Source organism: Afipia sp. 1NLS2 (assembly GCF_000178995.1).
In the GTDB taxonomy this organism is placed as follows: domain Bacteria; phylum Pseudomonadota; class Alphaproteobacteria; order Rhizobiales; family Xanthobacteraceae; genus Afipia.
This window is the reverse complement of the sequence record NZ_ADVZ01000001.1, coordinates 672,788-693,596: the sequence shown is the minus strand read 5'-3', so window position 1 is coordinate 693,596 and position 20,809 is coordinate 672,788. Positions and strand designations below refer to the sequence as shown.

General features: G+C 56.5%; 21 protein-coding genes. 7 read left to right on the top strand and 14 right to left on the bottom strand.

The genetic code is table 11. From position 1 onward, the window contains the following. Positions 1 to 3: 3 nt before the first annotated feature. Positions 4 to 1,563: a thymidine phosphorylase family protein gene (locus tag AFIDRAFT_RS03325; protein ID WP_009337670.1), complete on the bottom strand. Its 1,560-nt coding sequence runs from the start codon at positions 1,561 to 1,563 to the stop codon at positions 4 to 6. Positions 1,564 to 1,773: 210 nt separating this feature from the next. Here AFIDRAFT_RS03325 and AFIDRAFT_RS03320 point away from each other — a divergent pair, with 210 nt between their 5' ends. Next, positions 1,774 to 3,000 (top strand): cyclic nucleotide-gated ion channel, encoded by a 1,227-nt coding sequence (locus AFIDRAFT_RS03320; protein WP_009337668.1) that lies wholly within the window; start codon positions 1,774 to 1,776, stop codon positions 2,998 to 3,000. A gap of 7 nt (positions 3,001 to 3,007) precedes the next feature. On the opposite strand, the gene AFIDRAFT_RS03315 is transcribed toward AFIDRAFT_RS03320, so the two are convergent. Continuing rightward, on the bottom strand, positions 3,008 to 3,469 hold the full coding sequence (locus AFIDRAFT_RS03315) for a baeRF12 domain-containing protein (RefSeq protein WP_009337666.1): 462 nt from the start codon (positions 3,467 to 3,469) through the stop codon (positions 3,008 to 3,010). A 49-nt stretch (positions 3,470 to 3,518) separates the two neighbouring features. Next, on the bottom strand, positions 3,519 to 3,761 hold the full coding sequence (locus AFIDRAFT_RS03310) for a lipoyl domain-containing protein (protein ID WP_009337665.1): 243 nt from the start codon (positions 3,759 to 3,761) through the stop codon (positions 3,519 to 3,521). A 215-nt stretch (positions 3,762 to 3,976) separates the two neighbouring features. On the opposite strand from AFIDRAFT_RS03310, the gene AFIDRAFT_RS03305 reads away from it, so the two are divergent. Then, complete coding sequence (locus AFIDRAFT_RS03305; RefSeq protein WP_048756807.1) at positions 3,977 to 4,261, top strand: c-type cytochrome; 285 nt, start codon at positions 3,977 to 3,979, stop codon at positions 4,259 to 4,261. A gap of 46 nt (positions 4,262 to 4,307) precedes the next feature. Here the strand turns inward: AFIDRAFT_RS03305 and AFIDRAFT_RS03300 are convergent, their stop codons facing one another. From AFIDRAFT_RS03300 to AFIDRAFT_RS03290, 3 genes are read right to left on the bottom strand one after another with little or no spacing between them, the layout of a single operon-like run. Next, the gene (locus AFIDRAFT_RS03300) at positions 4,308 to 5,420 is read right to left on the bottom strand and encodes an ABC-type transport auxiliary lipoprotein family protein (RefSeq protein WP_009337663.1); all 1,113 of its coding nucleotides are present in this window, start codon (positions 5,418 to 5,420) and stop codon (positions 4,308 to 4,310) included. 8 nt (positions 5,421 to 5,428) lie between these two features. Beyond that, complete coding sequence (locus tag AFIDRAFT_RS03295) at positions 5,429 to 6,208, bottom strand: ABC transporter ATP-binding protein (protein WP_009337662.1); 780 nt, start codon at positions 6,206 to 6,208, stop codon at positions 5,429 to 5,431. Between the two features lie 2 nt (positions 6,209 to 6,210). Continuing rightward, positions 6,211 to 7,344: an MlaE family lipid ABC transporter permease subunit gene (locus tag AFIDRAFT_RS03290; RefSeq protein WP_009337661.1), complete on the bottom strand. Its 1,134-nt coding sequence runs from the start codon at positions 7,342 to 7,344 to the stop codon at positions 6,211 to 6,213. A gap of 166 nt (positions 7,345 to 7,510) precedes the next feature. Between AFIDRAFT_RS03290 and AFIDRAFT_RS03285 the strand changes: the two genes are divergently transcribed. After that, positions 7,511 to 7,906 (top strand): hypothetical protein, encoded by a 396-nt coding sequence (locus AFIDRAFT_RS03285; protein WP_009337660.1) that lies wholly within the window; start codon positions 7,511 to 7,513, stop codon positions 7,904 to 7,906. A gap of 65 nt (positions 7,907 to 7,971) precedes the next feature. On the opposite strand, the gene AFIDRAFT_RS03280 is transcribed toward AFIDRAFT_RS03285, so the two are convergent. Continuing rightward, complete coding sequence (locus AFIDRAFT_RS03280) at positions 7,972 to 8,445, bottom strand: Hsp20/alpha crystallin family protein (protein WP_009337659.1); 474 nt, start codon at positions 8,443 to 8,445, stop codon at positions 7,972 to 7,974. A 127-nt stretch (positions 8,446 to 8,572) separates the two neighbouring features. On the opposite strand from AFIDRAFT_RS03280, the gene AFIDRAFT_RS03275 reads away from it, so the two are divergent. Beyond that, positions 8,573 to 9,556: a zinc-dependent alcohol dehydrogenase family protein gene (locus AFIDRAFT_RS03275; RefSeq protein WP_009337658.1), complete on the top strand. Its 984-nt coding sequence runs from the start codon at positions 8,573 to 8,575 to the stop codon at positions 9,554 to 9,556. An 82-nt stretch (positions 9,557 to 9,638) separates the two neighbouring features. Further along, positions 9,639 to 10,367, top strand: a complete 729-nt coding sequence (locus AFIDRAFT_RS03270) for a CBS domain-containing protein (RefSeq protein ID WP_009337657.1) — start codon at positions 9,639 to 9,641, stop codon at positions 10,365 to 10,367. Positions 10,368 to 10,495: 128 nt separating this feature from the next. Here AFIDRAFT_RS03270 and AFIDRAFT_RS03265 read toward each other — a convergent pair whose 3' ends face one another. After that, positions 10,496 to 10,768 (bottom strand): hypothetical protein, encoded by a 273-nt coding sequence (locus AFIDRAFT_RS03265; RefSeq protein ID WP_009337656.1) that lies wholly within the window; start codon positions 10,766 to 10,768, stop codon positions 10,496 to 10,498. A gap of 124 nt (positions 10,769 to 10,892) precedes the next feature. Then, entirely contained in the window at positions 10,893 to 12,095 is a 1,203-nt protein-coding gene (locus AFIDRAFT_RS03260; RefSeq protein ID WP_009337655.1) for an acetate/propionate family kinase, read from the bottom strand. Between the two features lie 209 nt (positions 12,096 to 12,304). Between AFIDRAFT_RS03260 and AFIDRAFT_RS03255 the strand changes: the two genes are divergently transcribed. Both AFIDRAFT_RS03255 and AFIDRAFT_RS03250 read left to right on the top strand, forming a co-directional pair. Continuing rightward, entirely contained in the window at positions 12,305 to 12,985 is a 681-nt protein-coding gene (locus AFIDRAFT_RS03255) for a helix-turn-helix domain-containing protein (protein WP_009337654.1), read from the top strand. Positions 12,986 to 13,111: 126 nt separating this feature from the next. Continuing rightward, positions 13,112 to 15,481 carry a phosphoketolase family protein gene (locus AFIDRAFT_RS03250; protein WP_009337653.1) on the top strand — a complete coding sequence of 790 codons (2,370 nt, stop codon included), beginning with the start codon at positions 13,112 to 13,114 and terminating at the stop codon, positions 15,479 to 15,481. A 47-nt stretch (positions 15,482 to 15,528) separates the two neighbouring features. Here the strand turns inward: AFIDRAFT_RS03250 and AFIDRAFT_RS03245 are convergent, their stop codons facing one another. The 5 genes from AFIDRAFT_RS03245 to AFIDRAFT_RS03225 form a co-directional block, all read right to left on the bottom strand. Beyond that, on the bottom strand, positions 15,529 to 16,002 hold the full coding sequence (locus AFIDRAFT_RS03245) for a hypothetical protein (RefSeq protein ID WP_009337652.1): 474 nt from the start codon (positions 16,000 to 16,002) through the stop codon (positions 15,529 to 15,531). A gap of 69 nt (positions 16,003 to 16,071) precedes the next feature. Then, entirely contained in the window at positions 16,072 to 18,636 is a 2,565-nt protein-coding gene (mgtA, locus tag AFIDRAFT_RS03240) for a magnesium-translocating P-type ATPase (protein WP_009337651.1), read from the bottom strand. Further along, on the bottom strand, positions 18,633 to 18,890 hold the full coding sequence (locus AFIDRAFT_RS03235; protein ID WP_009337650.1) for a hypothetical protein: 258 nt from the start codon (positions 18,888 to 18,890) through the stop codon (positions 18,633 to 18,635). Before AFIDRAFT_RS03235 ends, mgtA begins: the two co-directional genes overlap by 4 nt. Positions 18,891 to 18,993: 103 nt before the next feature. After that, on the bottom strand, positions 18,994 to 19,641 hold the full coding sequence (locus tag AFIDRAFT_RS03230; RefSeq protein ID WP_009337649.1) for a BON domain-containing protein: 648 nt from the start codon (positions 19,639 to 19,641) through the stop codon (positions 18,994 to 18,996). A 115-nt stretch (positions 19,642 to 19,756) separates the two neighbouring features. Further along, positions 19,757 to 20,731, bottom strand: a complete 975-nt coding sequence (locus AFIDRAFT_RS03225; protein WP_040298008.1) for a CHAD domain-containing protein — start codon at positions 20,729 to 20,731, stop codon at positions 19,757 to 19,759. Between the last annotated feature and the right edge of the window lie 78 nt (positions 20,732 to 20,809).

The window sequence follows — 20,809 nt, the reverse complement described above, 5'->3', positions numbered from 1 at the left end:
TCCTCACTGAGGTTCCGGGCGGTCGTCTATGGAAAACCCATTTTGTTCAAATGATGCACGCAGGGCGAGATCGTAGCCCGACGCCTCGGAAGCAAAGATCCGATACAAAGGATCGCCTGGAGAAACGTGTTCTCCAATTTTTTTGAAGATTTGAATGCCTGCTCCTTTGTCGATCGGAGCGCCTGCCATATGCGCAATACGGTTTATTCTCAGGCAGTCGATGTTGCTGACGATTCCGTGCTTCGATGCAACGATATCTCTTTGCAGATGCCCGAGACTTGCCGCATAGGGTGGCTCACCTTGTGCTGCGATAATGCTCTGTAATTTTCGAAGAGCTGCGCCGCTTTCCAATAATTCAAGGGCCCGTGCGTAGCCGGTGCCGCCACGCAGGGCCGGGTCATATTCTAGGAGCCGGGCAGCGAGATTGAGCGATTTTTCCCGAAGGTCTTGTGGCGCATCCGGTCTGTTCTCAAGCACGGACATCACATCATGGACCTCCAGCAAGGGTCCGACACCATGCCCAATCGGCTGCCGGCCTTCTGTGGTGACGACTTCCACGGCGATACCGAAATGATCTCCCACCAGTTCGAACAGTTTTCTCAAGCGTAGTGCTTCTGTGGGCGTGCGAACCTTCGACGAGGAGCCAACGGGAATATCAACGAGAAGATGAGTAACGCCGGCGGCTATCTTCTTTGACATAATGGAGGCCACCATCTGCTCGATGGTGTCCAGACCCAGAACGCGCTCCACGGAGATGAGAATATCGTCCGCCGGTGATAGATTAACGTGTCCGCCCCAGATCAGACATGCTCCGCATTTGTCGACCACTCGTTTCATGTGATCTGTATCAATATCGACTTTGGCCAGAACCTCCATTGTATCGGCTGTACCTGCTGGCGAGGTGATCGCTCGCGAGGAAGTTTTCGGCATGGTAAGGCCGTGCGCCGCGACGATCGGGACTACGATCATCGAGGTTCGGTTACCGGGAATCCCTCCGATGCAGTGCTTGTCAACGATCATTGGCTTCTGCCAATGGAGCCGAGTGCCGGCGTCAACCATTGAGGATGTCAACGCGAGCAATTCGCTGGCCGTCATCAAACGGGCAGTCGCTACGAGGAATGCAGCAATTTCCAGTTCCGAATATCGATGGTTCGTCAGATCGTCGACGATAGCTGCGATTTCAACGGCATCGAGAATATCGCCCTGAATCTTCGATCGGACAAAATCCAGACTCTTTGGGGGCGGCGCGGGCGAAACGGTCGCAAGCGTATTTTCGGGCTCGTTCATCCTTCTGAAAGCCGGAGTGGCAAGCCCGAGTTCGTTCGTCCCGACAAGAGACTCATCGTCCGTGATCAACAGAGTTGCGAGAAGCAGCTTATCCCCGCATTGGATTTGAATCCGACTGAATCCACAGAAGACGTCAGGGCGGAGTGCCTGGGATCGTCGCGAGATAACGGCAATGTTCTCGCGGCCGGTATCCAAATTAACGAAACGGATCTTGAGCGGAGGGCGGCCAACCTCATCGGCCGAGGTTAAAATTCCCGTTGGTGCGATCTTTCCCATTTTATCTTCGATCCCGCGCTTGTTGTGGAAGCGCGATGATCTAAATCAAGCACCGTGAGCCTTGGAGGGAACGGCGGACTTGATTTACCTCAACCCGTTTCACGTGTTGATGGGGCGGAATCCCCAAGGTCGAAATGAAATCATCCTTAGTGTCGTCGACCCGTCTCTCTGGCAGATACGAAGGATTGAAGCGGCGATCAGATGCAATCAATGGCCTCACGAAAAGGAGCTGTTCTGTCTGCGTCCAGGCGGTCACGCAGCCATCTTTATCAAGCGCTCGAAGCCAGATCAGACGAAGATGGGCTTGGGTATATTCTGAATTGGTCTATTGGAATATTCATTTTCGTCAGCGTTCTTGCAACAATTTTGGAATCTGTTCCTGAACTGTATGCGCGTTACACTGTTATTTTTCGCGGAGTCGAGTTTATAAGCGTCTCGGTCTTCAGCCTTGAATATTTGGCCCGTATTTGGATCGCGCCGGAACACATTCCCTACCGGGGTAAGTCGACGCTTATGGCTCGTCTTCGCTATCTGGTCAGCCCTTGGGGGCTGATCGATCTGTTGGCCGTTGCGCCGCTCTGGCTCTCGATCTTTGGCGACGCCGATCTGAAAGGATTGGTGGTTTTCCGGACGATGCGAATTTTAAAACTGGTCCGCTATTCGCCCGGTATGAGTTCGCTCATGGAAGTGTTATGGGCCGAACGCTGGGCGCTCGGCGCGTGCTTGATCATCTTGATATGCTGCACTGTTATTTCAGCCAGCCTCATGCACATGCTTGAAGGGGACGTGCAGAAAGACAAGTTCGGTACAATTCCAGATGCTATGTGGTGGTCGCTCGTTACGTTGACCACAATAGGCTATGGTGATGTCGTCCCGCTGACAGGAGTAGGCAAGCTGGTTGCCGCCGGCACGATCATAGGCGGCTTGATCATGATCGCTTTACCGGTTGGCATCATCGCCCACGCTTTTTCAGATGTCATTCACCGCCGCGATTTCGTCATCACCTGGAGCATGATCGCTCAGGTCCCCGCGTTTGCCCATCTCAAGGCAGAAAATATTGCAGAAGTTATGGGGCTGTTGCGTGCGCGCCGCTACGAAAAAGGCGAGGTCATTGTACGCCGAGGGGACCCGGCACATGCCATGTACTTCGTCGCAAGTGGAACGATAGAAGTCGTGCTTTCAGATAAGCACAAAATCCAACTCAGCGCGGGTCAGTTTTTCGGGGAGCAGGCTTTACTGAGCAGGACAAAACGTTCGGGGACGGCGAGAGCATGTACGAGAGCGAAGCTATTGGTCCTCGGCGCTGGCGATCTGGAACTACTGATGGAGCGTGAGCCTCGTATTGCCTCCCACATCCGGCGAATTGCATCGCAGCGGGCGGAAAATGCTCCAGTGGCCGGTACTTCGAAGGAGCCTCCGGCCGTCGATCTCGACTGACCTCATTTCAGCCGGGGAGAAAATAATCCGTGAGGTATTTTTCGATCTCATGAACCGGCTGGTTCGTCAGGTCTTTTTCGATTTCAGCGAGAATATGCTTCCGGATATTTTCAGGCAGTGTCGCGCGGAGGGCGCCAACTACTCGTGGCGGGGCGACGATAACGATGCTTTTGACGCCTTCATCCTCAATGTATCGTTCGAGGGAAGCCGCTGTTGCTTCTACGAACTTATGTTTCTCGACAATATGCCAGTCTGTCGTTTCAACCTGACTGCGCCTTGAGGTCGCACTCTCGTGGACACGTCCCGGGCGGTCGGTTCCCTGATCTCTGGTCGGAGGATTGTTGTCTTTGAACGCGTGCGCGACGATGAGATTTGGAAAGACCTCGTCTCCGGCGTTTCGAAGAAAAAGCGCTTTCGTGCCGTCGGCCACAAGGACCAGCGAGGCAGGGCGCAGCTTGAGCTTGGTCATGTAAAACGCATCCCTTCTGGCGAGGGCAACCGATCTGCCCGACTGTACTTTAGGCAGCCTCGACCCTGCCTATCACCATGCCCGGTTCCACGACGCTATTTTGTGGCGCGTAGATCGTCAGCCGCCCGGTATCAGGTGACTTCAACCGTCTAAGCTGATTTTCGATCCGAACATCGACAAGGGGGTCGTCCGAAGTAACGTTTGCGCCATCGGCGACAAGCCACTTCTCGACGATTCCTTCGGGAAGCATTCTGGTTACCCAGAGATTTGGTTGAACGATCAGATCGGTCATAATTGATCCTCCGCATACGGGGCATCGTGAACAGTTATATTGATACGCGGAAAGGGTCGGACCCGCCTTGACGTTTATCAAGGTGTGCCTCGTTCTCGAATGGCAATATTACAAGATAGTCGTAAGGCGGATGGGTCGGTGCTCTCATGGAAAAAGACAGAGGTTTTCTGAGGTTGAAGGACATATCGCTTGCTGCTTTTTTCGCCTCCGGACTGATGAGTTCGTGCTGGGCGATGGAAGATCCGGCAGTGCAACGTGGAAGGACGTTTGCACGGGTCAACTGCGCTCAATGTCATTCGATCGATCGCGTGACCGCCAGTCCGCTCAAGATAGCGCCGCCGTTCCGCACCCTGCACACGCGATACCCCGTCGAGACGCTTGCTGAGGCGCTTGCGGAGGGCATTTCGACCGGGCATCCGAGCATGCCGGAATTCCGGCTGGATCCTGATCAAGTCGGAGACTTCATCGCGTTTCTGAAGACCTTTGAGAACAGCCGGTGAATCCGCGCGGCTCGTTCCAACATTCCTAGACGCCGTCGCGCCGATCTCATTTAAGATTACCGGCGGTCCATGTCACGATCTGTTTGGTCACGTCGCTGAAGGCCCAGTTCAGGGCCGACACGACAGTCTTCGCATCAAGATGTGCCACCGGCTGACTGGCTCGGAAAATACGGGAAGCCACGATCTTCCCCGACTTGCCGACAATCTTGACCGCGAGGGACACTTCGGCAGTTGGGTTGCTGGTCATGTCGACCTGAAACCGCTGGATCTCACTCAACAGCGTCGCATCGACCTGTACTCCTTCGGTGGGACGAATCGGCGCTCTCTCCTCACTGTAATTCGCAAAGCTCTCGATTAACCTCGCTTGGACGAGCTTGGGAATGCTGTCGGCCCATTGCGCTTGCACGATCGAGGGATCAAGATTCTCGCTCTCCGGCGTTATGACCAGGCGCTGCGTATCGAGAGCCAGGATCACGGTCGGCTCAGGAATGGCGAGCTGTAGCGCGAGAGGGCTTCTGGCGACATATGTCTGAACGGCTTCCAGATCGTAGATGTGCTTCTTTGTCTCTGAAGCACCCCCTCCCGTCATCCTTTCCAATCCCGCGATGATGCCATCGAGACGCCCCGTATTACGGGCCAGCCCTTCAGCAAACGTACTCAGATTGACGATGGTGTCGTGGAGCGGCTGCGAATTGTCGCTGAGAACGGAGTCGATTTTCCTGAGCGCCTCGCGGGCCGCCTGCGTCATGCTTTGGCCCGCTCCAGGTGAGGCAATCAGAACGCCGATAGGTGCTGTGGAGAGCGTATCCTTGTTGCCTTCCAAGGCTACCACAGGCACGCCGGTCAGGCCCTGAAACTCCAACCCAACCTTGGTGTCGGCGCGAACGGGCGTATCTGTCAGAACGCTGACGGATGCATTCACCCGGCGGGGACTTTGCGGATCGAGCGCAAGCCGTGTCACTTCACCCACGCGTATTCCGTTGAACAGAACGCCTGCGCCGACCAGCAATCCCGGCACCGGTTCGTCGAACCGGACCTGATAGACGCTGCGCGCGCCGAGGCCGCCAGCATTGTTCAGCCAGTAGACGAAGCCGAATATCGCCGCCGCGATCGAGAGGACAAACAGACCGACGATGATGTATGGGGCGCGGGTCTCCATCAGGATCCTCAACTGTTGTGGGGTTGTAGCATTTCGGAGCGGGCGCCATGGAAATATGCGCGCACCCATGGATGCGTTGCTTCGAGGAGGGTGCTCATGGGGCCGATCGAGACGATCTTGCCGTCGGCCAGAGCGGCGATCCTGTCGCAGACGGTGTGGAGGCTGGCCAGATCATGCGTCACCATGAACACGGTGAATGCCAGCGTCTTCTGCAAGGTTTTGATCAACGCGTCGAAATCACCGGCTGCGATGGGGTCGAGCCCGGAGGTCGGTTCATCGAGAAATACGATCGCAGGGTCCAGGGCCAGCGCGCGCGCAAGCGCAGCGCGCTTCGTCATTCCGCCTGACAGTTCCGAAGGGTATTTGTCACCGTCGGCCGCGCTCAGGCCGACCATTTCGAGCTTTGCATCGGCGACCTCATCCATCAGTTCCTGAGACATAGACAGGTGTTCGCGCATCGGCACCTGTATGTTCTGCCGGACATTCAATGACGAAAATAGCGCGCCTTGCTGAAACAGGATGCCCCAACGGGCGGCCGATTCTTGCGTCTGCCTGTCGTCGGCACCGTGAATTTCGGTACCCATGACGTCGACAGTACCGCTTTGCTTGGGAAGCAACCCGATGATGGTGCGCATCAGCACTGACTTGCCTCCGCCCGAGGCGCCGACCAGGCCGAGAATCTCCCCGCGCCGGACATCGAGCGAAAGACGGTCCAGGACTGTATGCTTGCCGAACGCGACGATGAGATCGCGGACGTGAATGGCAATGTCGGAGTGCTGATCGGTCATGGTCACATTCCGATTGATGCAAAGAAGACCGCGAACAGGCCGTCGAGGACGATAACGAGGAAAATCGATTTCACGACCGATGTCGTGGTTTGTCGCCCCAGAGACTCGGCGCTTCCCTTGACACGCAATCCTTCGCTGCTGGCGACGATGCCGATGACGAGCGCCATGAAAGGCGCCTTGATCAGGCCGACTTCAAAATGAGTGACGGACACCGCCTCGTGAAGTCGGGCGATGAAAATCGCGGGGCTCATGCCGCCGTAAAGCCATGAGATCAGGCCGCCACCGTAGAGCGCCGCAATCGATCCGATGAATGCCAGGATCGGTAACGCGATGACCAGGGCGAGCACACGCGGCAGCACCAGCACTTCGAGCGGATCGAGGCCCATCGTGGTTAGAGCATCGATCTCCTCGCGCATTTTCATGGAGCCGAGTTCTGCGGTATAGGCGCTGCCAGACCGGCCAGCGACCATGATGGCGACGATCAGCACACCGATTTCCCGCAAGACGAGAATGCCGACCATATCCACGACGTAGGCATCGGCGCCGAACTTCCGGAAATGGAAGATGCCTTGCTGGGCGATGATGGCGCCGATTAAAAATGTGATCATCACCATGATAGGCACTGCCTGCCATCCCACTTTGTGCAACTGATAGATCGTGGACGTCAGACGCAAACGACTCGGCTTGAAAGCCAGTCTTGCAAGAACGCTGCCGAGCCGGCCGAGCATTTCGAGGAAGACCAGCAATTCCTGCAGAGAGGCAACTGTCGATTGGCCGATCTGATAGAGCTTAAGCAGAACGGCATTCTGACGCTCGTGGACCGGAGGGTGCAGATTGACAGATCGCAGTTCGTCGATCAGTCCTGCGAAACGTTCGTGGATACCCACAGTCCGGATTTCTGAGCCTGCCTGATGGACACGACGGATCATGCGCTCGAGAAGCCATGCGCCTATGGTGTCGATCTGGTCGACCGCGGACATGTCGAGTTGCAGGACCCGTGCACCCGATACATTGTGTATTGCCGCATTCACCACGGGTTCGAGTGAGGAGACCTGAGATGCGGTCCATGAGCCGGCGGCGTAAAGCTGTGCACTGCCATCGACTAGGTTTGTCGTCAGTGTTGGTGCGGCGCTCATGGTCTGCCTTCAGCCTTGTTTTCGACAGCCAGTAAGCGGATTGGCCCACGAGGGGTGTTGATTTGTCTCAAGAATGCCAATTGGAGCGGCTTGACGAAGGTCAATTCCTGAAAGATTGCGAGAATTAGCCTGCTTGGGCTTGGTTCGATCAACAATCAGAGGCCCCATGTCGAAACTTGATCCGATATTGAACACCAGTCTGCCGCCTGCCTTCCGCAAAGTTCGTCTGACCCTTGCCCGTGAACGGGGTCATCCTGTCGGTGACGAGGAGGTCGGCTATGTGCTCGTTATGCCGCTGACTCCCGAAGGAAACATCGATCACGAGCTATGGCGGCAGCATAAGGAAGCTTGCCGCATTTCACGATTGAGGCCTGATGAGCGCGAAGCTCATGGCCATCTGGTTCGTCGTCCGGGCGGCTCCTGGGCGTTCCGCTACGATACGGGGCCCGATGAGGCGGGTTATCATTTCGAGGACGAGCGGTTCGTCGAAGGGGAGTATGTCTCAATCCGAGAGGAAGGAGAGACCCATCCTTTCCGCGTGATGAGAGTGGAACGTCTCTAACGCAGTCGCCCCAAAAAAGAGCGGCATGGTCCACGCCACGCCGCTCTTTTTGTTCATTCGCTTATTTACGCCGCGGTCTTGACCTCGATCTTCTTTACTTGCGAGGGCGCGGGTTTCGGCACCGTCACTTTCAGGATGCCTTTCGAGATCGTCGCCTTGATGGTGTCGAGATTGACACCCGCCGGCAGCTCGACGGTGCGAAGGAACGAACCGTAGCTTCGTTCCACCACATGATAATCTTTGTCTTTCTCTTCGCGCTGATTTCTCTTCTCGCCGCGGATGGTGAGCAGATTGTCGGCTACGTTGATCTGAACGTCTTTTTCCTCGAGTCCAGGGAGTTCAGCCGTGATCTCGATCTCCTTGTCGGTCTCGGCGACATCCATGTTGGGAACAACCGGATTTTGCGAGAACGGCGCGAAGCTACGCGTAAAGCCGTCGAACAGACGGTCAATCTCATGTTGCAGCAAGGAGAAGGGATTCTGCTCCCGGCGGGCAACGGCGCGGTCCTGCGTTACGGGAATTACCGATTTCGTTGTCATCATAGCCTCCGTTTCAGAGCACATGCTCTAAAATCATTTTTGCGCGGCTAATTAGTTTGATGTTGAGCAGCGTCAAGGTTCATTCGACGGGCAGTCCTAGGAACTGAGCAAGCCAAGAGGTTTGCGAATGCGCGCGATGGTTCTCAACAGGCCGGGAACGGAACTCGTGATGACCGAGCTTCCGGACCCCGTGCCACAGCGAGGTCAGGTCCGCGTGAAGATCGGCGCTTGCGGCGTCTGCCGAACCGATCTGCATGTTCTGGATGGCGAACTGCCGCACATCAAATATCCGATCGTTCCTGGACATGAGATTGTCGGGCGCGTCGATGCTGTCGGACCCGGCGTTTCCAGCCATCGCCTTGCTAAGCGCGTCGGCATTCCCTGGTTGGGCCACACCTGCGGAGAGTGTTTCTACTGCAGGAGCGAAATGGAAAATCTCTGCGACGAGCCTTTGTTCACGGGCTATACGCGCGATGGCGGATTTGCGACTCACACCGTTGTTGATGCGGATTTCGCGTTTCCATTGGGCGAAGAAGGTAGCGACGAGGCGCTTGCCCCATTGCTTTGCGCGGGCCTCATTGGCTGGCGCTCCTTGATCATGAGTGGAGATGCAAAGCGTCTTGGCATATATGGGTTCGGCGCAGCCGGCCATATCGTCGCTCAAGTGGCGAAGTGGCAGGGCCGCTCGATTTATGCATTCACTCGCGGCGGCGATACGACAGCGCAGACATTTGCAAAAGAACTGGGCGCGGTATGGGCCGGATCGTCCGACGCGCTACCACCGGAACCTCTCGATGCAGCGATCTTGTACGCGCCTGTCGGCTCGCTTGTTCCTGCGGCACTGCGCGCGGTGCGGAAAGGTGGCCGGGTCGTCTGCGCAGGCATCCATATGAGCGACATCCCGTCCTTCCCATACAGCCTGTTATGGGAAGAACGACAGATTGTTTCGGTTGCAAACCTCACGCGCCACGATGGAGTTGAGTTTCTCAACATCGCTCCACAGGCCAAGGTTCGGACGCACACCACGACCTTTCCGCTGGAGCGGGCCAATGAGGTATTGGCCATGTTGCGAAGAGGCGATCTTGTCGGAGCCGCGGTACTCAAGCCGTGATCGCGCGTAATCGTCCGCTTGATCCGTATCAAAACGACAGCTTCTCGCTGAGCTACTCCTTCTTCAACCGAAGGAGAGAAACATGCGTGCGCATCAGGTCATGACACGGAATCCGATCACCGTCACCGAAGGCACCTCTTTGAGAGAGGCAGCTCTTTTGATGTTGGAGAACCGGATCAGCGGCCTTCCCGTCGTTGATAAGTTCGGCAAGCTCGTCGGTATTATCACGGAAGGAGATTTCGTTCGCCGAGCGGAGATCGGCACTCAAACAAGACGCGCGCGATGGTTGGCTTTTTTCGTTGGTCCGGGTAGAGCCGCGACCGAGTTCGTTCACGAGCAGGGTCGCAAGGTTGGAGAAGTGATGAACGCACAGCCCGTGACAGTCACCGAGCAGACCAGCCTTGAGGAAATAGTGCGCCTTATGGAGAAGCACAACATCAAGCGGCTGCCGGTAGTGCGGGGACTGCAGCTCCTGGGAATTGTCACACGCACGGACCTATTGCGCACTGTCGCCAGCTTGGACCGTGAGGTTCCTGATCCGACAGCGGATGACGACCACCTTCAGCAGCGGATCGTCCGGGCAATCCAGGAGAATCCCTGGCGACCGATCAGTTTCGGTATTCGCGTACGTGATGGAGTCGTCCAGATAGACGGTATCATCACCGATGAGCGATCGCGACAAGCCTCCATTGTCGCCGCCGAGAATATTGAAGGCGTCAAAGAGGTTCACGATCATCTCTGTTGGATCGAGCCGATGTCCGGTCTGAGTCTTTTGTCTCCGGAAGATGAGAGCGCCGCGACCCGTAGCTGATCAGGGCCAAAGGCGGTTGGCGGTCTTCTGTGGCTGGATGCCGGTGGGAGTGTGATTACAGACTGAGGCCGGTGGCTGGGAAATCCACCCCCGCTGGTCTTGGTCTGTGTATTTTATAGCCTCAGGCTCTATAGTCGCAGCCTTGCGCGCGAACCAATTTTCCGAGGTGTTTTGGTGAGGGTGCTGTGCGTAAGATAGTCTTTTGCATAGCACAGCCGTTCGATTTCATCGCGCGTATAGGTGATTCCGGCGCTTTTCATAAGCGCGTTGTTCTGCTCGCACGGCGAGAGTCTTTGAAATTCAACCGCAGCCTCCGCAAGGGTCGGATATTTTATGACGATCCTTCCCCTGATGAGGTCGGCGGGTTGCTTTGCATCGACGAGGATGTTGTCGAGGTGCATTTGCCTTCTCCTGGAATAAGGCCCCGAAGCTGTGCAACGGGCTCGTTTGCGTTAGGATAGTGCGCCAGGAGAATGCGTATTTGATCTTGCGCAAGATGATGGCCCGCCCTGCCGGGCTATGCTGTTACCCATTCTCGAGTTCAGGATACTTCTCGGCAACGACACGGAAGGTGTGTCGCGCAATCACAAGCTCTTCATTGGTGGGAATCACCAGTATTTCGACTCGCGTGTCCGGTGTGCTGATCGTCGTGGCATTATGTTGATTGCTCTGCGCATCAATCTCAACGCCGAGCCATTTAAGCTGGTCGCAAACCATTTGCCTGATTTGAAAGGCGTGTTCGCCGACGCCGGCGGTAAACACTAGACCGTCAAGCCCGCCCAGTACGGCAGTCAGCGCGCCGATCTCCTTCACGATCCGATAAACAAACAGTTCGATCGCATCTTTGGCATGCGGGTCCTTGCTCTCGAGCAATACCCTCAAGTCACCCGACAGCCCAGATACGCCCAGCAGGCCAGATTTGGTGTAGAACAGCTCCGAAAGTTGGGCAGGTGTCATTTTCTCCGTCTGGGCGAGGAATAAAACCGCGCCCGGGTCCAGACTTCCGCACCGCGTACTCATCAGAAGTCCGTCGAGAGCAGTGAATCCCATCGTTGTCTCGATGCTTCGACCGGCCTTCAGTGCGCAAAGGCTCGCGCCGCTGCCAAGATGCGCGGCGATAACGCGACCATTCGCCAGACGTGCCGATGCGGTGCCAAGCCTTTCCGCGATGTATTCATATGACAGGCCGTGAAAGCCATAACGGCGCAGTCCGTCGGCTTCGTAGATCCGGGGCAGTCCAAAGCGAGTCGCCACTGGCGGGAGGCTGTGATGAAAAGCTGTATCGAAACAGGCAACCTGAGGCAGACGGGGACGCAGAGCGGCAAGCAGATGGATCGGATGGAGGTTGTGCGGTTCGTGAAGGGGGGCGAGTGGGGTGAGGTGGGTGAGGGTGTCCAGGAGCTTCGGCGTTATGAGTTCGGGACAGGTGTGATCCGGTCCTCCATGGACCACGCGATGCCCTACGGCGAACAGGGTATCCGTGCCGAGAAGGGCTTCAGAACGCTCCATGACGGCTGAGAGAATTTCGGAGAACTCTGGACACCGGTCCCATGTCTGATCACTGACCTGACTCCCCGAGGCGTCCTTGATTTTCAAGACGGGAATTTTATCGAGGGGGCTTACTACACCCTCGAAATTCAGGCTCAACTCGCTTTGATCATCGATGCGATATATTGAAAATTTCAGACTGGAGGAGCCTGCGTTGATCGTCAGAATTGCCTTTCCCACTTCGTGCTCTCCGGTCCGGTGTCTGTATCTTGAAGATAGAGCAATGATTTCAATAGGCCCTCCTTCAGTATAGGGAAGAGAAGCCTATCCTAGGTATTGAATCCATAAAATATATCGTATCCGGTAAACCCCTTAGGATATCGACCTGAATTTAAGCGAACGGCCAGGAGACCTAGAAGAGGGGCCCATGTGTTCCCGAGGAGGTCGCCATGCAGATCCAGTCCAGTGCCCTGCGCTTGAAGCAACTGCCACCGATCCCGCCGCCTTCCGACCGTTTCAGCATCATCGCCGATCACTGCGGGTTGGTTGCGACGGAGTTTAACTACGGGAAGGACGAGGAAATTTATGGCGAGGAGGAGGCCGCTGAATTCGTCTATCAAGTCGTGCGCGGAGCGGTTCGAACGTACAAGCTGATGAGCGATGGTCGCCGGCATATTGGCGCTTTTCATTTGCCGAGTGATGTTTTCGGTCTGGAATCGGCTTCGGCGCACCGGCTCAGCGCCGAAGCCATCATCGATACGACCGTTCGCCTGGTCAAGCGAAGCAGCTTGGATACATTTGCCGAAGCGAATGCCAAGGTTGCGCACCATCTGTGGACGATCACGGTTGCCGACCTCAAACATGCAGAAGACCACATGCTGCTGCTCGGGCGAAAAACCGCCATGGAACGCGTCGCAACATTCTTGGTCGAGATGGACAAGCGGCTTTCCTCGGCCGGTATGATGGGGTTGCCGATGAGCCGCCGTGATATCGGTGACTATCTGGGGTTAACCCTTGAGACGGTCTCTCGCGCCTTGTCTCAACTCAACGATGAGGGCGTTCTGGCATTTTCAGGGGCCCGACACATCACGCTTCGCGACCGCAACCGTCTGGCAACCATGCTGGAATGATACGGCGATTGTCGGATTAAACGTCAGCCTGCGATGGAACCCTATCGCGTGCTAACTCTTGCCGGGCAGACAGCCTTGTTATGTCGGCCCGGCGATCAAAAATATTGTGTGCGTGCCGGAGGTCAAATGGTAGCGGATACACCTCTGACGGACCACGAGTTGGGTCTTATCGACGCTTGGTGGCGGGCCGCCAACTATCTTTCCGTCGGGCAGGTTTACCTGCTCGACAATCCGTTGCTGAAAATCCCCCTTGCCATCGAGCATGTTAAGCCGCGGCTCCTGGGTCACTGGGGAACCGTGCCCGGGCTGAATTTCATCTACGCGCACCTCAATCGTCTGATCAAGGCGCGGGACCTGAACATCCTGTTCGTGACGGGGCCCGGCCATGGCGCGCCGGGCATCGTCGCGAATGCCTATCTTGAGGGCACCTACAGCGAACTCTATCCAGCCGTCACGCAGGATCTTGAGGGCATCAAGCGCCTGTTTCGTCAGTTTTCGTTTCCGGGTGGGATCCCGAGCCATACCGCGCCTGAAACACCCGGCTCCATCCATGAAGGCGGCGAACTCGGCTACTCGCTATCCCATGCCTTTGGAGCTGTGTTCGACAATCCGGACTTGATTGTTGCCTGCGTCGTGGGAGACGGCGAGGCCGAAACCGGGCCGTTGGCGACGAGCTGGCACAGCAATAAATTCCTCAATCCGGCCTCGGACGGGGCGGTGTTGCCCATTCTCCATCTCAATGGCTACAAGATCGCGAATCCAACCGTCCTTGCGCGAATTTCTTCTGAGGAAATCCGTTCTTTGTTTCAAGGTTATGGTTATGCGCCGATCTTTGTTGAGGGTGATGACCATTTCGAGATGCACCGGAAGATGGCAGCCGCGCTGGCATCGGCATTTTCGGACATTGCCAAAATTCAAAAGCATGCCCGAGATCAGATCGTGCCGGAGCGTCCTCGCTGGCCCATGATTGTTCTCAGAAGCCCGAAGGGGTGGTCCGGACCGAAGACGGTGGATGGCCAGAAGGCCGAAGGATCGTGGCGGTCACATCAGGTCCCTTTCGGCGACATGAAGAAGCCGGGTCACCTGCAACTGCTGGAGCACTGGCTTCGCAGCTATCTTCCCGAACGGCTGTTCGACGAGCAAGGCAAGCTCCGCGCAGAGATCGCCGCTCTCGCGCCGGTAGGGACAAGGCGGATGAGCGCGAACCCTTATGCCAATGGCGGCGCCGAGAGACGGCCGCTTTGCCTGCCCGATTTCACAACGTTCGCCGTCGATGTCGAGACACCTGGAAAAGCCGACGCCGAGGCTACGCGCGTGCTGGGAGGTTTTCTGCGCGACACCATGGCGGCGAACAAGGCCAATCGGAATTTTCGTGTCTTTGGTCCGGACGAGACCGCCTCCAACCGGTTGCAGGCGCTGTTCGAGGTCACCGACCGGTCATGGGACGCCGAAAGAATTCCGGAGGATGATCATCTCAACCCCGATGGCCGCGTGATGGAAATCCTGAGCGAGCATACCTGCCAGGGATGGCTCGAAGGCTACCTTCTGACGGGCCGGCACGGCATGTTTTCCTGCTACGAGGCGTTCATCCACATCGTGGATTCAATGTTCAATCAGCACGCTAAATGGCTCAAGATCTCGCGCGAAGTGCCTTGGCGGCAGCCGATCGCCTCGCTGAATTATCTGCTCACCTCACACGTCTGGCAGCAGGATCATAACGGCTTCAGTCATCAGGATCCCGGCTTCATCGATCATGTGGTCAACAAGAAGGCGGACATCGTTCGCGTCTATCTGCCACCAGACGCGAACAGTCTGCTGTATATAACGGATCACTGCCTGCGGAGCTGGGACCGCGTCAACGTTATTGTTGCCGGCAAGGCGCCAAGTCCGCAATGGCTATCAATGGACGCGGCGATCAAGCATTGCACGCAAGGTGTCGGAATCTGGGAATGGGCCAGCAATGACAGGGGCGGCGAGCCCGACGTCGTGATGGCCTGCGCGGGAGATGTGCCCACATTGGAGACGCTTGCTGCTGTCGACCTGCTGAGGAACCAAATTCCGGAGCTGAAAATCCGGGTGGTGAATGTCGTCGATCTGATGACCTTGCAATCGAAAGAGCAGCATCCGCATGGGCTGACCAATAACGATTTTGATGCATTGTTCACCACGAACAAGCCTGTGATCTTTGCCTATCACGGCTATCCGCCGTTGATCCACCGGCTCACCTACAAGCGCGCTAATCACGCCAATATCCATGTGCGAGGTTATGAGGAGGAGGGGTCAACGACGACGTCTTTCGACATGGCCGTTCGTAACAGGCTTGATCGCTTCCATCTTGTCGCCGATGTCATTGACCGGGTGCCGCAACTCGGCGCGGCTGCCGTATATGTCAAGCAGGCCATTCGCGACAAGCTGGTCGAGCATGAACGGTACATCCGGGTCCACGGTGTGGATTTGCCAGAGGTAAGAAATTGGCGGTGGAAGGGCACCAAATAACTCACCGGCCTTGAATGAGCGCGGTCTTTGGTGAGGCGGGAACTGCCTTATTTCTTCAGCGGGAAAACCTGATTGCTGAATGGCGAAGCGGTCGGGACCTGGATGACGATATACTCCCGACCGATCGCCTGGTGGCAGGAATTGCAGGCCGCCGTTAGCTCCTTGTAAGTTTCGCTGAATTTCACGGCATCCCTGGCCTTGATGGCCTCGCCAATATCCTTGGTGGGACCGATAAGCATTTCCACATCGGCGACAGGCACGTTCGGATAGAGGATGGCGATATCCCGGAAATTCTCCATCATCAGGTCGACTTCGTAGGCGGCCAGAGGCCAGTTATTCGATCTGCCGGCGAACCATAGCTTGAGGTGCCGCGCTTGCATGGTGTTCATGAGGTCGCCGAGATGCGGTAAGTAAGCCTCTCGGGAAAGTGACTCAGCGGCGCTTCCCTTTGGTACGCCGAGTGTCAGTGCAGTCGCAAATAAGATTGCTTGGCAAATTTCTCTCGTCCGCAAAGCGCGCATGTAAGCCTCCTTTGTCAAATAATATTTTAGCCGAGCGAGGAACCCCAAGTTTGATTTGACTCAATACGATTACGGCGCGGTCTTAGGGGATATCTCACGGGGTGGATAAAGCCACTTCGCGCCTGTGCGTTTGACGGCTTCGGCGCACAGCAAATATGCCCCGACCATAGCCATCATGGCCGCGACCACCATGGACGGTAACGGCACGAGTTGCGCCAATATGCCGAGCGGGGTCAGGGCGATGACGAGCGCGCAGCCCAGCGCGCCCAGCGACGTCAGCGCTAGCATTTCATGCGGATGGCTTTTGAGTGGGGAAAGCACAGTCCGGATGATAAAAATCACCAGGATCTGGCTGGCGATCGATTCCACAAACCAAGCCGTCCGAAAGGCCGAGACGTCGAGCGCAAAGACAAGCCGCAGCAGGGCGAAGGTCGCGATGTCGAACAGAGAGGACAGTGCGCCCATGACAAGTGTAAAGCGCAGGATAGATCGCATGTCCCAGGCATGGGGCTTGTCGACATCAGCCTTGTCGGCGCGATCGAACGGGATGCCGGTTTCGGACAAATCGTACAGAAGATTGTTGAGCAGAATCTGGAGAGGCGTCAGCGGCAGAAATGGCAACAGCAGCGAAGCAAACGCCATCGACAACATGTTGCCGAAATTGGAGCTGGTTGCCATCCGGATATACTTCATGATGTTGGCGTATGTCCGACGGCCCTCCTTGATGCCGGCGCTGAGAACGCCGAGATCGGGCGCGAGCAGGATGATATCGGCAGCCGCACGGGCGACGTCGGTTCCTGTGTCAACTGAGATGCCGACATCCGCCGCATGGATCGCAGGCGCGTCATTGATCCCGTCGCCCAGAAATCCGACGGTGTGGCCACATCGTCGAAGGGTACGAACAATCCGCATTTTCTGATCCGGAGAGGTCCGCACGAATGCGTCGATATCCGCCACGCATGCCTCGAGTGCCGGCGCGCTCATCTGTTCAATTTCGTCGCCCGATATGATCTGCGGCGACTTCCAGCCGAATACCCCCAGCAAGTGACGCACCACCGGCTTTGCATCGCCGGAGATGATCTTCACGTTGACACCTGCTTCCGATAATTCACGGATGGCATCCTTGGCTGAAGCCTTTGGGGGATCGAGAAACGAGGCAAAGCCTGCGAGAATGAGGTCGCATTCGTCGTGTATGTCGATCGTGGTACGGTCGCTTGGCATCGCCCGCCATGCGACCGCCAGGAGGCGATAGCCTTGTGCGCCGCGATCTTCCACCAGAGCCCTCAGCTTGTTGCTTATCGACGCGTCCAGCGGGCGGATTGAGCCGTCTGCGTGCTGTACTTTCGAGCACAACAGGATGAGGCTTTCGGGAGTCCCTTTGGTCACGATCGTCGGGGTGCCTGCGCGAGTGAAAAGAACCGAGGAGCGCCGCCGCTCGAAGTCAAAGGGCGCGGCGTCGAGATAGCCGTCCACTGCGGCGGGCGTTGCCGTTTTAAGAACGGCGTCGTCCATTTCATTGTGAGCGTAGCGCGAGAGTTTGCAGTTCAAATAGAGAAGAGCCTCGACATCGGCGCTTTTTTGTCCATCGCAATCGAAGCTGCCGTCATACGCAATGCTCGCTTCCGTAAGTGTTCCAGTCTTGTCGGTGCAGAGGATATCCATGGCCCCGAGGTCGTGAATGGCCGACAGTTTCTTCACGATGACCTTGCGTTGGGCCATGTAAACGGCGCCCTTCGACAAAGTGACGGTCACGATCATGGGAAGCAGTTCGGGTGTCAGCCCGACCGCCAGCGCGACCGCAAAGAGAAAACTATCGAGCGAAAAGCGGTGGCTGCTCACTTGGACAAGAACGACGAAGAGAACCAGAAATCCGGTAAGCCGCAGAATGAGAACGCCGAGAGAGTGAATGCCTGTCTCGAACGCTGTCGGCGCCTCCTGATCCTGCAGTGACGAGGATATTTTGCCGAAGCGCGTTTGTGTGCCGGTGCGGATCACGAGCATTTCGGCTGTGCCATTGACGAGGCACGTGCCGCTGAACAACGCGTTGAATGCATCGGCTGGCAGCGCGCCGGAGCTTGGTCCCGGGCGCTTTTCGACCGCATAAGGTTCGCCGGTCAGAATGGCTTCATTGGTGCGGGCGTCATGAGAAGTCAGGACAACGCCATCCGCCGGGACGAGTCCGCCTGCCTTGAGTTGAATGATGTCTCCTGGCACGATATCGCGAACGAGAACCGTCTGATACAGGCCGTCGCGGCGCACCTGTGCGGTGACGGCCACGGATTTTCGCAGCGCTTCGACAGCGGCTTCCGCGCGTTGAACCTGAAACAGATCCAGAGCGATGGAGGAGGTGAGGATGACGACAATGATCACGCAGCTTTCCCGGTCGCCCATGACGCCGGTGATCAAAGCGGCCAGCAGGAGAATAGCGGTGAGCGGTTCAATCAGCCGCCGCCCAATCTTGATGAGAAGGCTTCGCCGCAGAGATGTGACCGGTTCGTTCGGGCCATAGAGCGCCAACCTCGCGGTGGCCTCCTGGCTGGAGAGACCGCGGGTGTCGGACGAAACTCCGGATGCAAGATCGAGGTTGGTTGCAGTCCAGAAGCAATCGTCCGCCGTGATGGTATTGGAACTCATACAGGTCCCTGTGTCTTGGGCCTCCCGCGGGTGGTGGTGTGCGGGCTCCCGGAATGTATGCCGAGTTCGGCCCTGACGTTGTCTGCACACCTTGCAAGTTTTTGATATTCGGCAGCCACCTGGATCAGGTGGGCCTTGAACTGGGGATCTTCAACGGACTTCGCTTTGTCCAACGTCAGCTTGGCCCTGCGACGCCAGTGGTTGGCGTTATAGGCTTCCCGCGGTGTCAGAACATGATGATCGACATATGGCATGTCGTTTTCCTCTCTCGACGAATCCATGCGTTGAGATGAGTCAAGCCGGCAGTGGCGGAAGACGTAGCCAGCCCGGTCGAAGCCGGGCTGGCCACGTATTTGGTCAGGCAATCCTGAGATTGTCTTCAACCTGGCTCACGCCGGCGGCGGCCCAGGCGGCTTGTTCGGCGATATTTCTTTCGTGCCATGCGTGAATCTTGCCGTTAAGGGTGACCTTGTTGCCGGTGACTCCGACGATGATGTTGCTGGATTCCATCTGTGCGTTGCGCTTCAACGCCTCCTCGATGCGGCGCTTGACGTCGGGGGCGCTGACCTTGGGGCGAACTTCAATGAGGTTGGTGACACCCAGGACGCCTCCGAGCCGGCGTACGGCGGCCTCTGCATTGTTTCTTTGGAACGCCCAATCGGCGTGGCCCTTGAGGGTGACCCACCCGTTCTGGACCATGACCTGGATATGTTCGTCGGGAATTGTCGTATCCCAGGCGATAATATCGAGCGCGCGTCTTGCGATTTGGTCGTCCGCGGTTTTTTTCTCATCGGGATAGCGGACCTCGATGTCCTGGGCGATTCCGTGGACACCTTTGACACGCTGAGCGGCATGTCCCGCGGCGACGCGTTCGGCATAGCTGTTGACATATCCCGTCAGGGTGACGATTCCGTCCTTGACGGCGACTCCGATATGGCTCGCCTCCACCCGCGGGTCGAAGTCAAGTTCATTGAGAATATCTTGGCGCAGTTGGATATCGTTCATGGCTAGAACTCCCTCACGATGCTGGAGCCTGATTAAAGCCTGCCGCAGGGCGCCCCGTTTGATTCACCTCAAGGTCCGTTAAGCTGTATTTTAGGGAAGGGCGAGATTTTGGAACTCAAGCTAGCCGGTAAAGGCGGCGGCCGGATCTTTTCGCTTTCTTCAGGATCGGCTGGATACGACATATTCTGAGGCCGATCACGAAACCAAGCGCAAGAGCTTCTTTGTCGTCCTTCAATTCGCGGGAAAGCTTCGATGCAAGCTCCATCTGAGTTGCGATGTCATTCAATTTCCCAAGCTTGTCCTGCAATGAATCCAGCTCCTCCATAAAGCTCAGCTTTATTCCCTTTATTGCTTTCGTCGTGATGAGGTGTTCAAAAAATCCATATGTGTAACGTATCTTCTTCACTGCAATGCGAAGCTTGTGGCGTCTCGCAGGAGTGAGCTTGTCGATTCCGCGCGCTGCATTGGAAATTTTCCACGCACGCTCTCGTAGCTCATGTTGGGCAAAATGTTTCAGGAGCTTTTCGCGGGCAAAGGTGGTGCGGCTGTCTCTGTCGTGCAACCAAGGACCATCCAGCAGCCACAAGGCCAATTCGGCGATAAATGCTCGAAAGCCATCGCTACCGACGACCTTTTTGGATGAATTTAGGAAAAGATCGTGTCTAGCTCTAATGTCAGCTTTCAAAACCTCAAATTCGAGGCCGGTCGTGTGCGCATGTTTAAAGGCGTCTGTCAGAAAAACATGATATTCTCGTGTCGGCTCGAGTTGGTTCGCCAGCCATTTGACTTTATCTGTGATTGCTATGATGTCGCGCCCGCGCAGCATCTTCTTGAAAATCGATAGCGCCACGCGTAGCCGCCGCAAACCGATGCGCATTTGATGGATGCCTTCACTGTCTCCCCGGAGCACAGCTTCCCGATTGCGTGCGATATGGCAGAGGCATTCGATCCCGATGGATATGAACGCTTCCGCTGTCGTCATGTTCGGATCGAGCGCGATGATTCCAGCTTCCGACGGATTCCCGCCGCTTCTTGCGACGGAGCCTCGTCCAGGTCTGGTCGATAGTTGTTGTTTCGTTTGTCTTACCATGCGCTGCATCCGCACCGGCCTGACCGTAGCAAAGTATTGATTGGTGATTCTCGGACTAATCTAAAAGCATGAAATGTA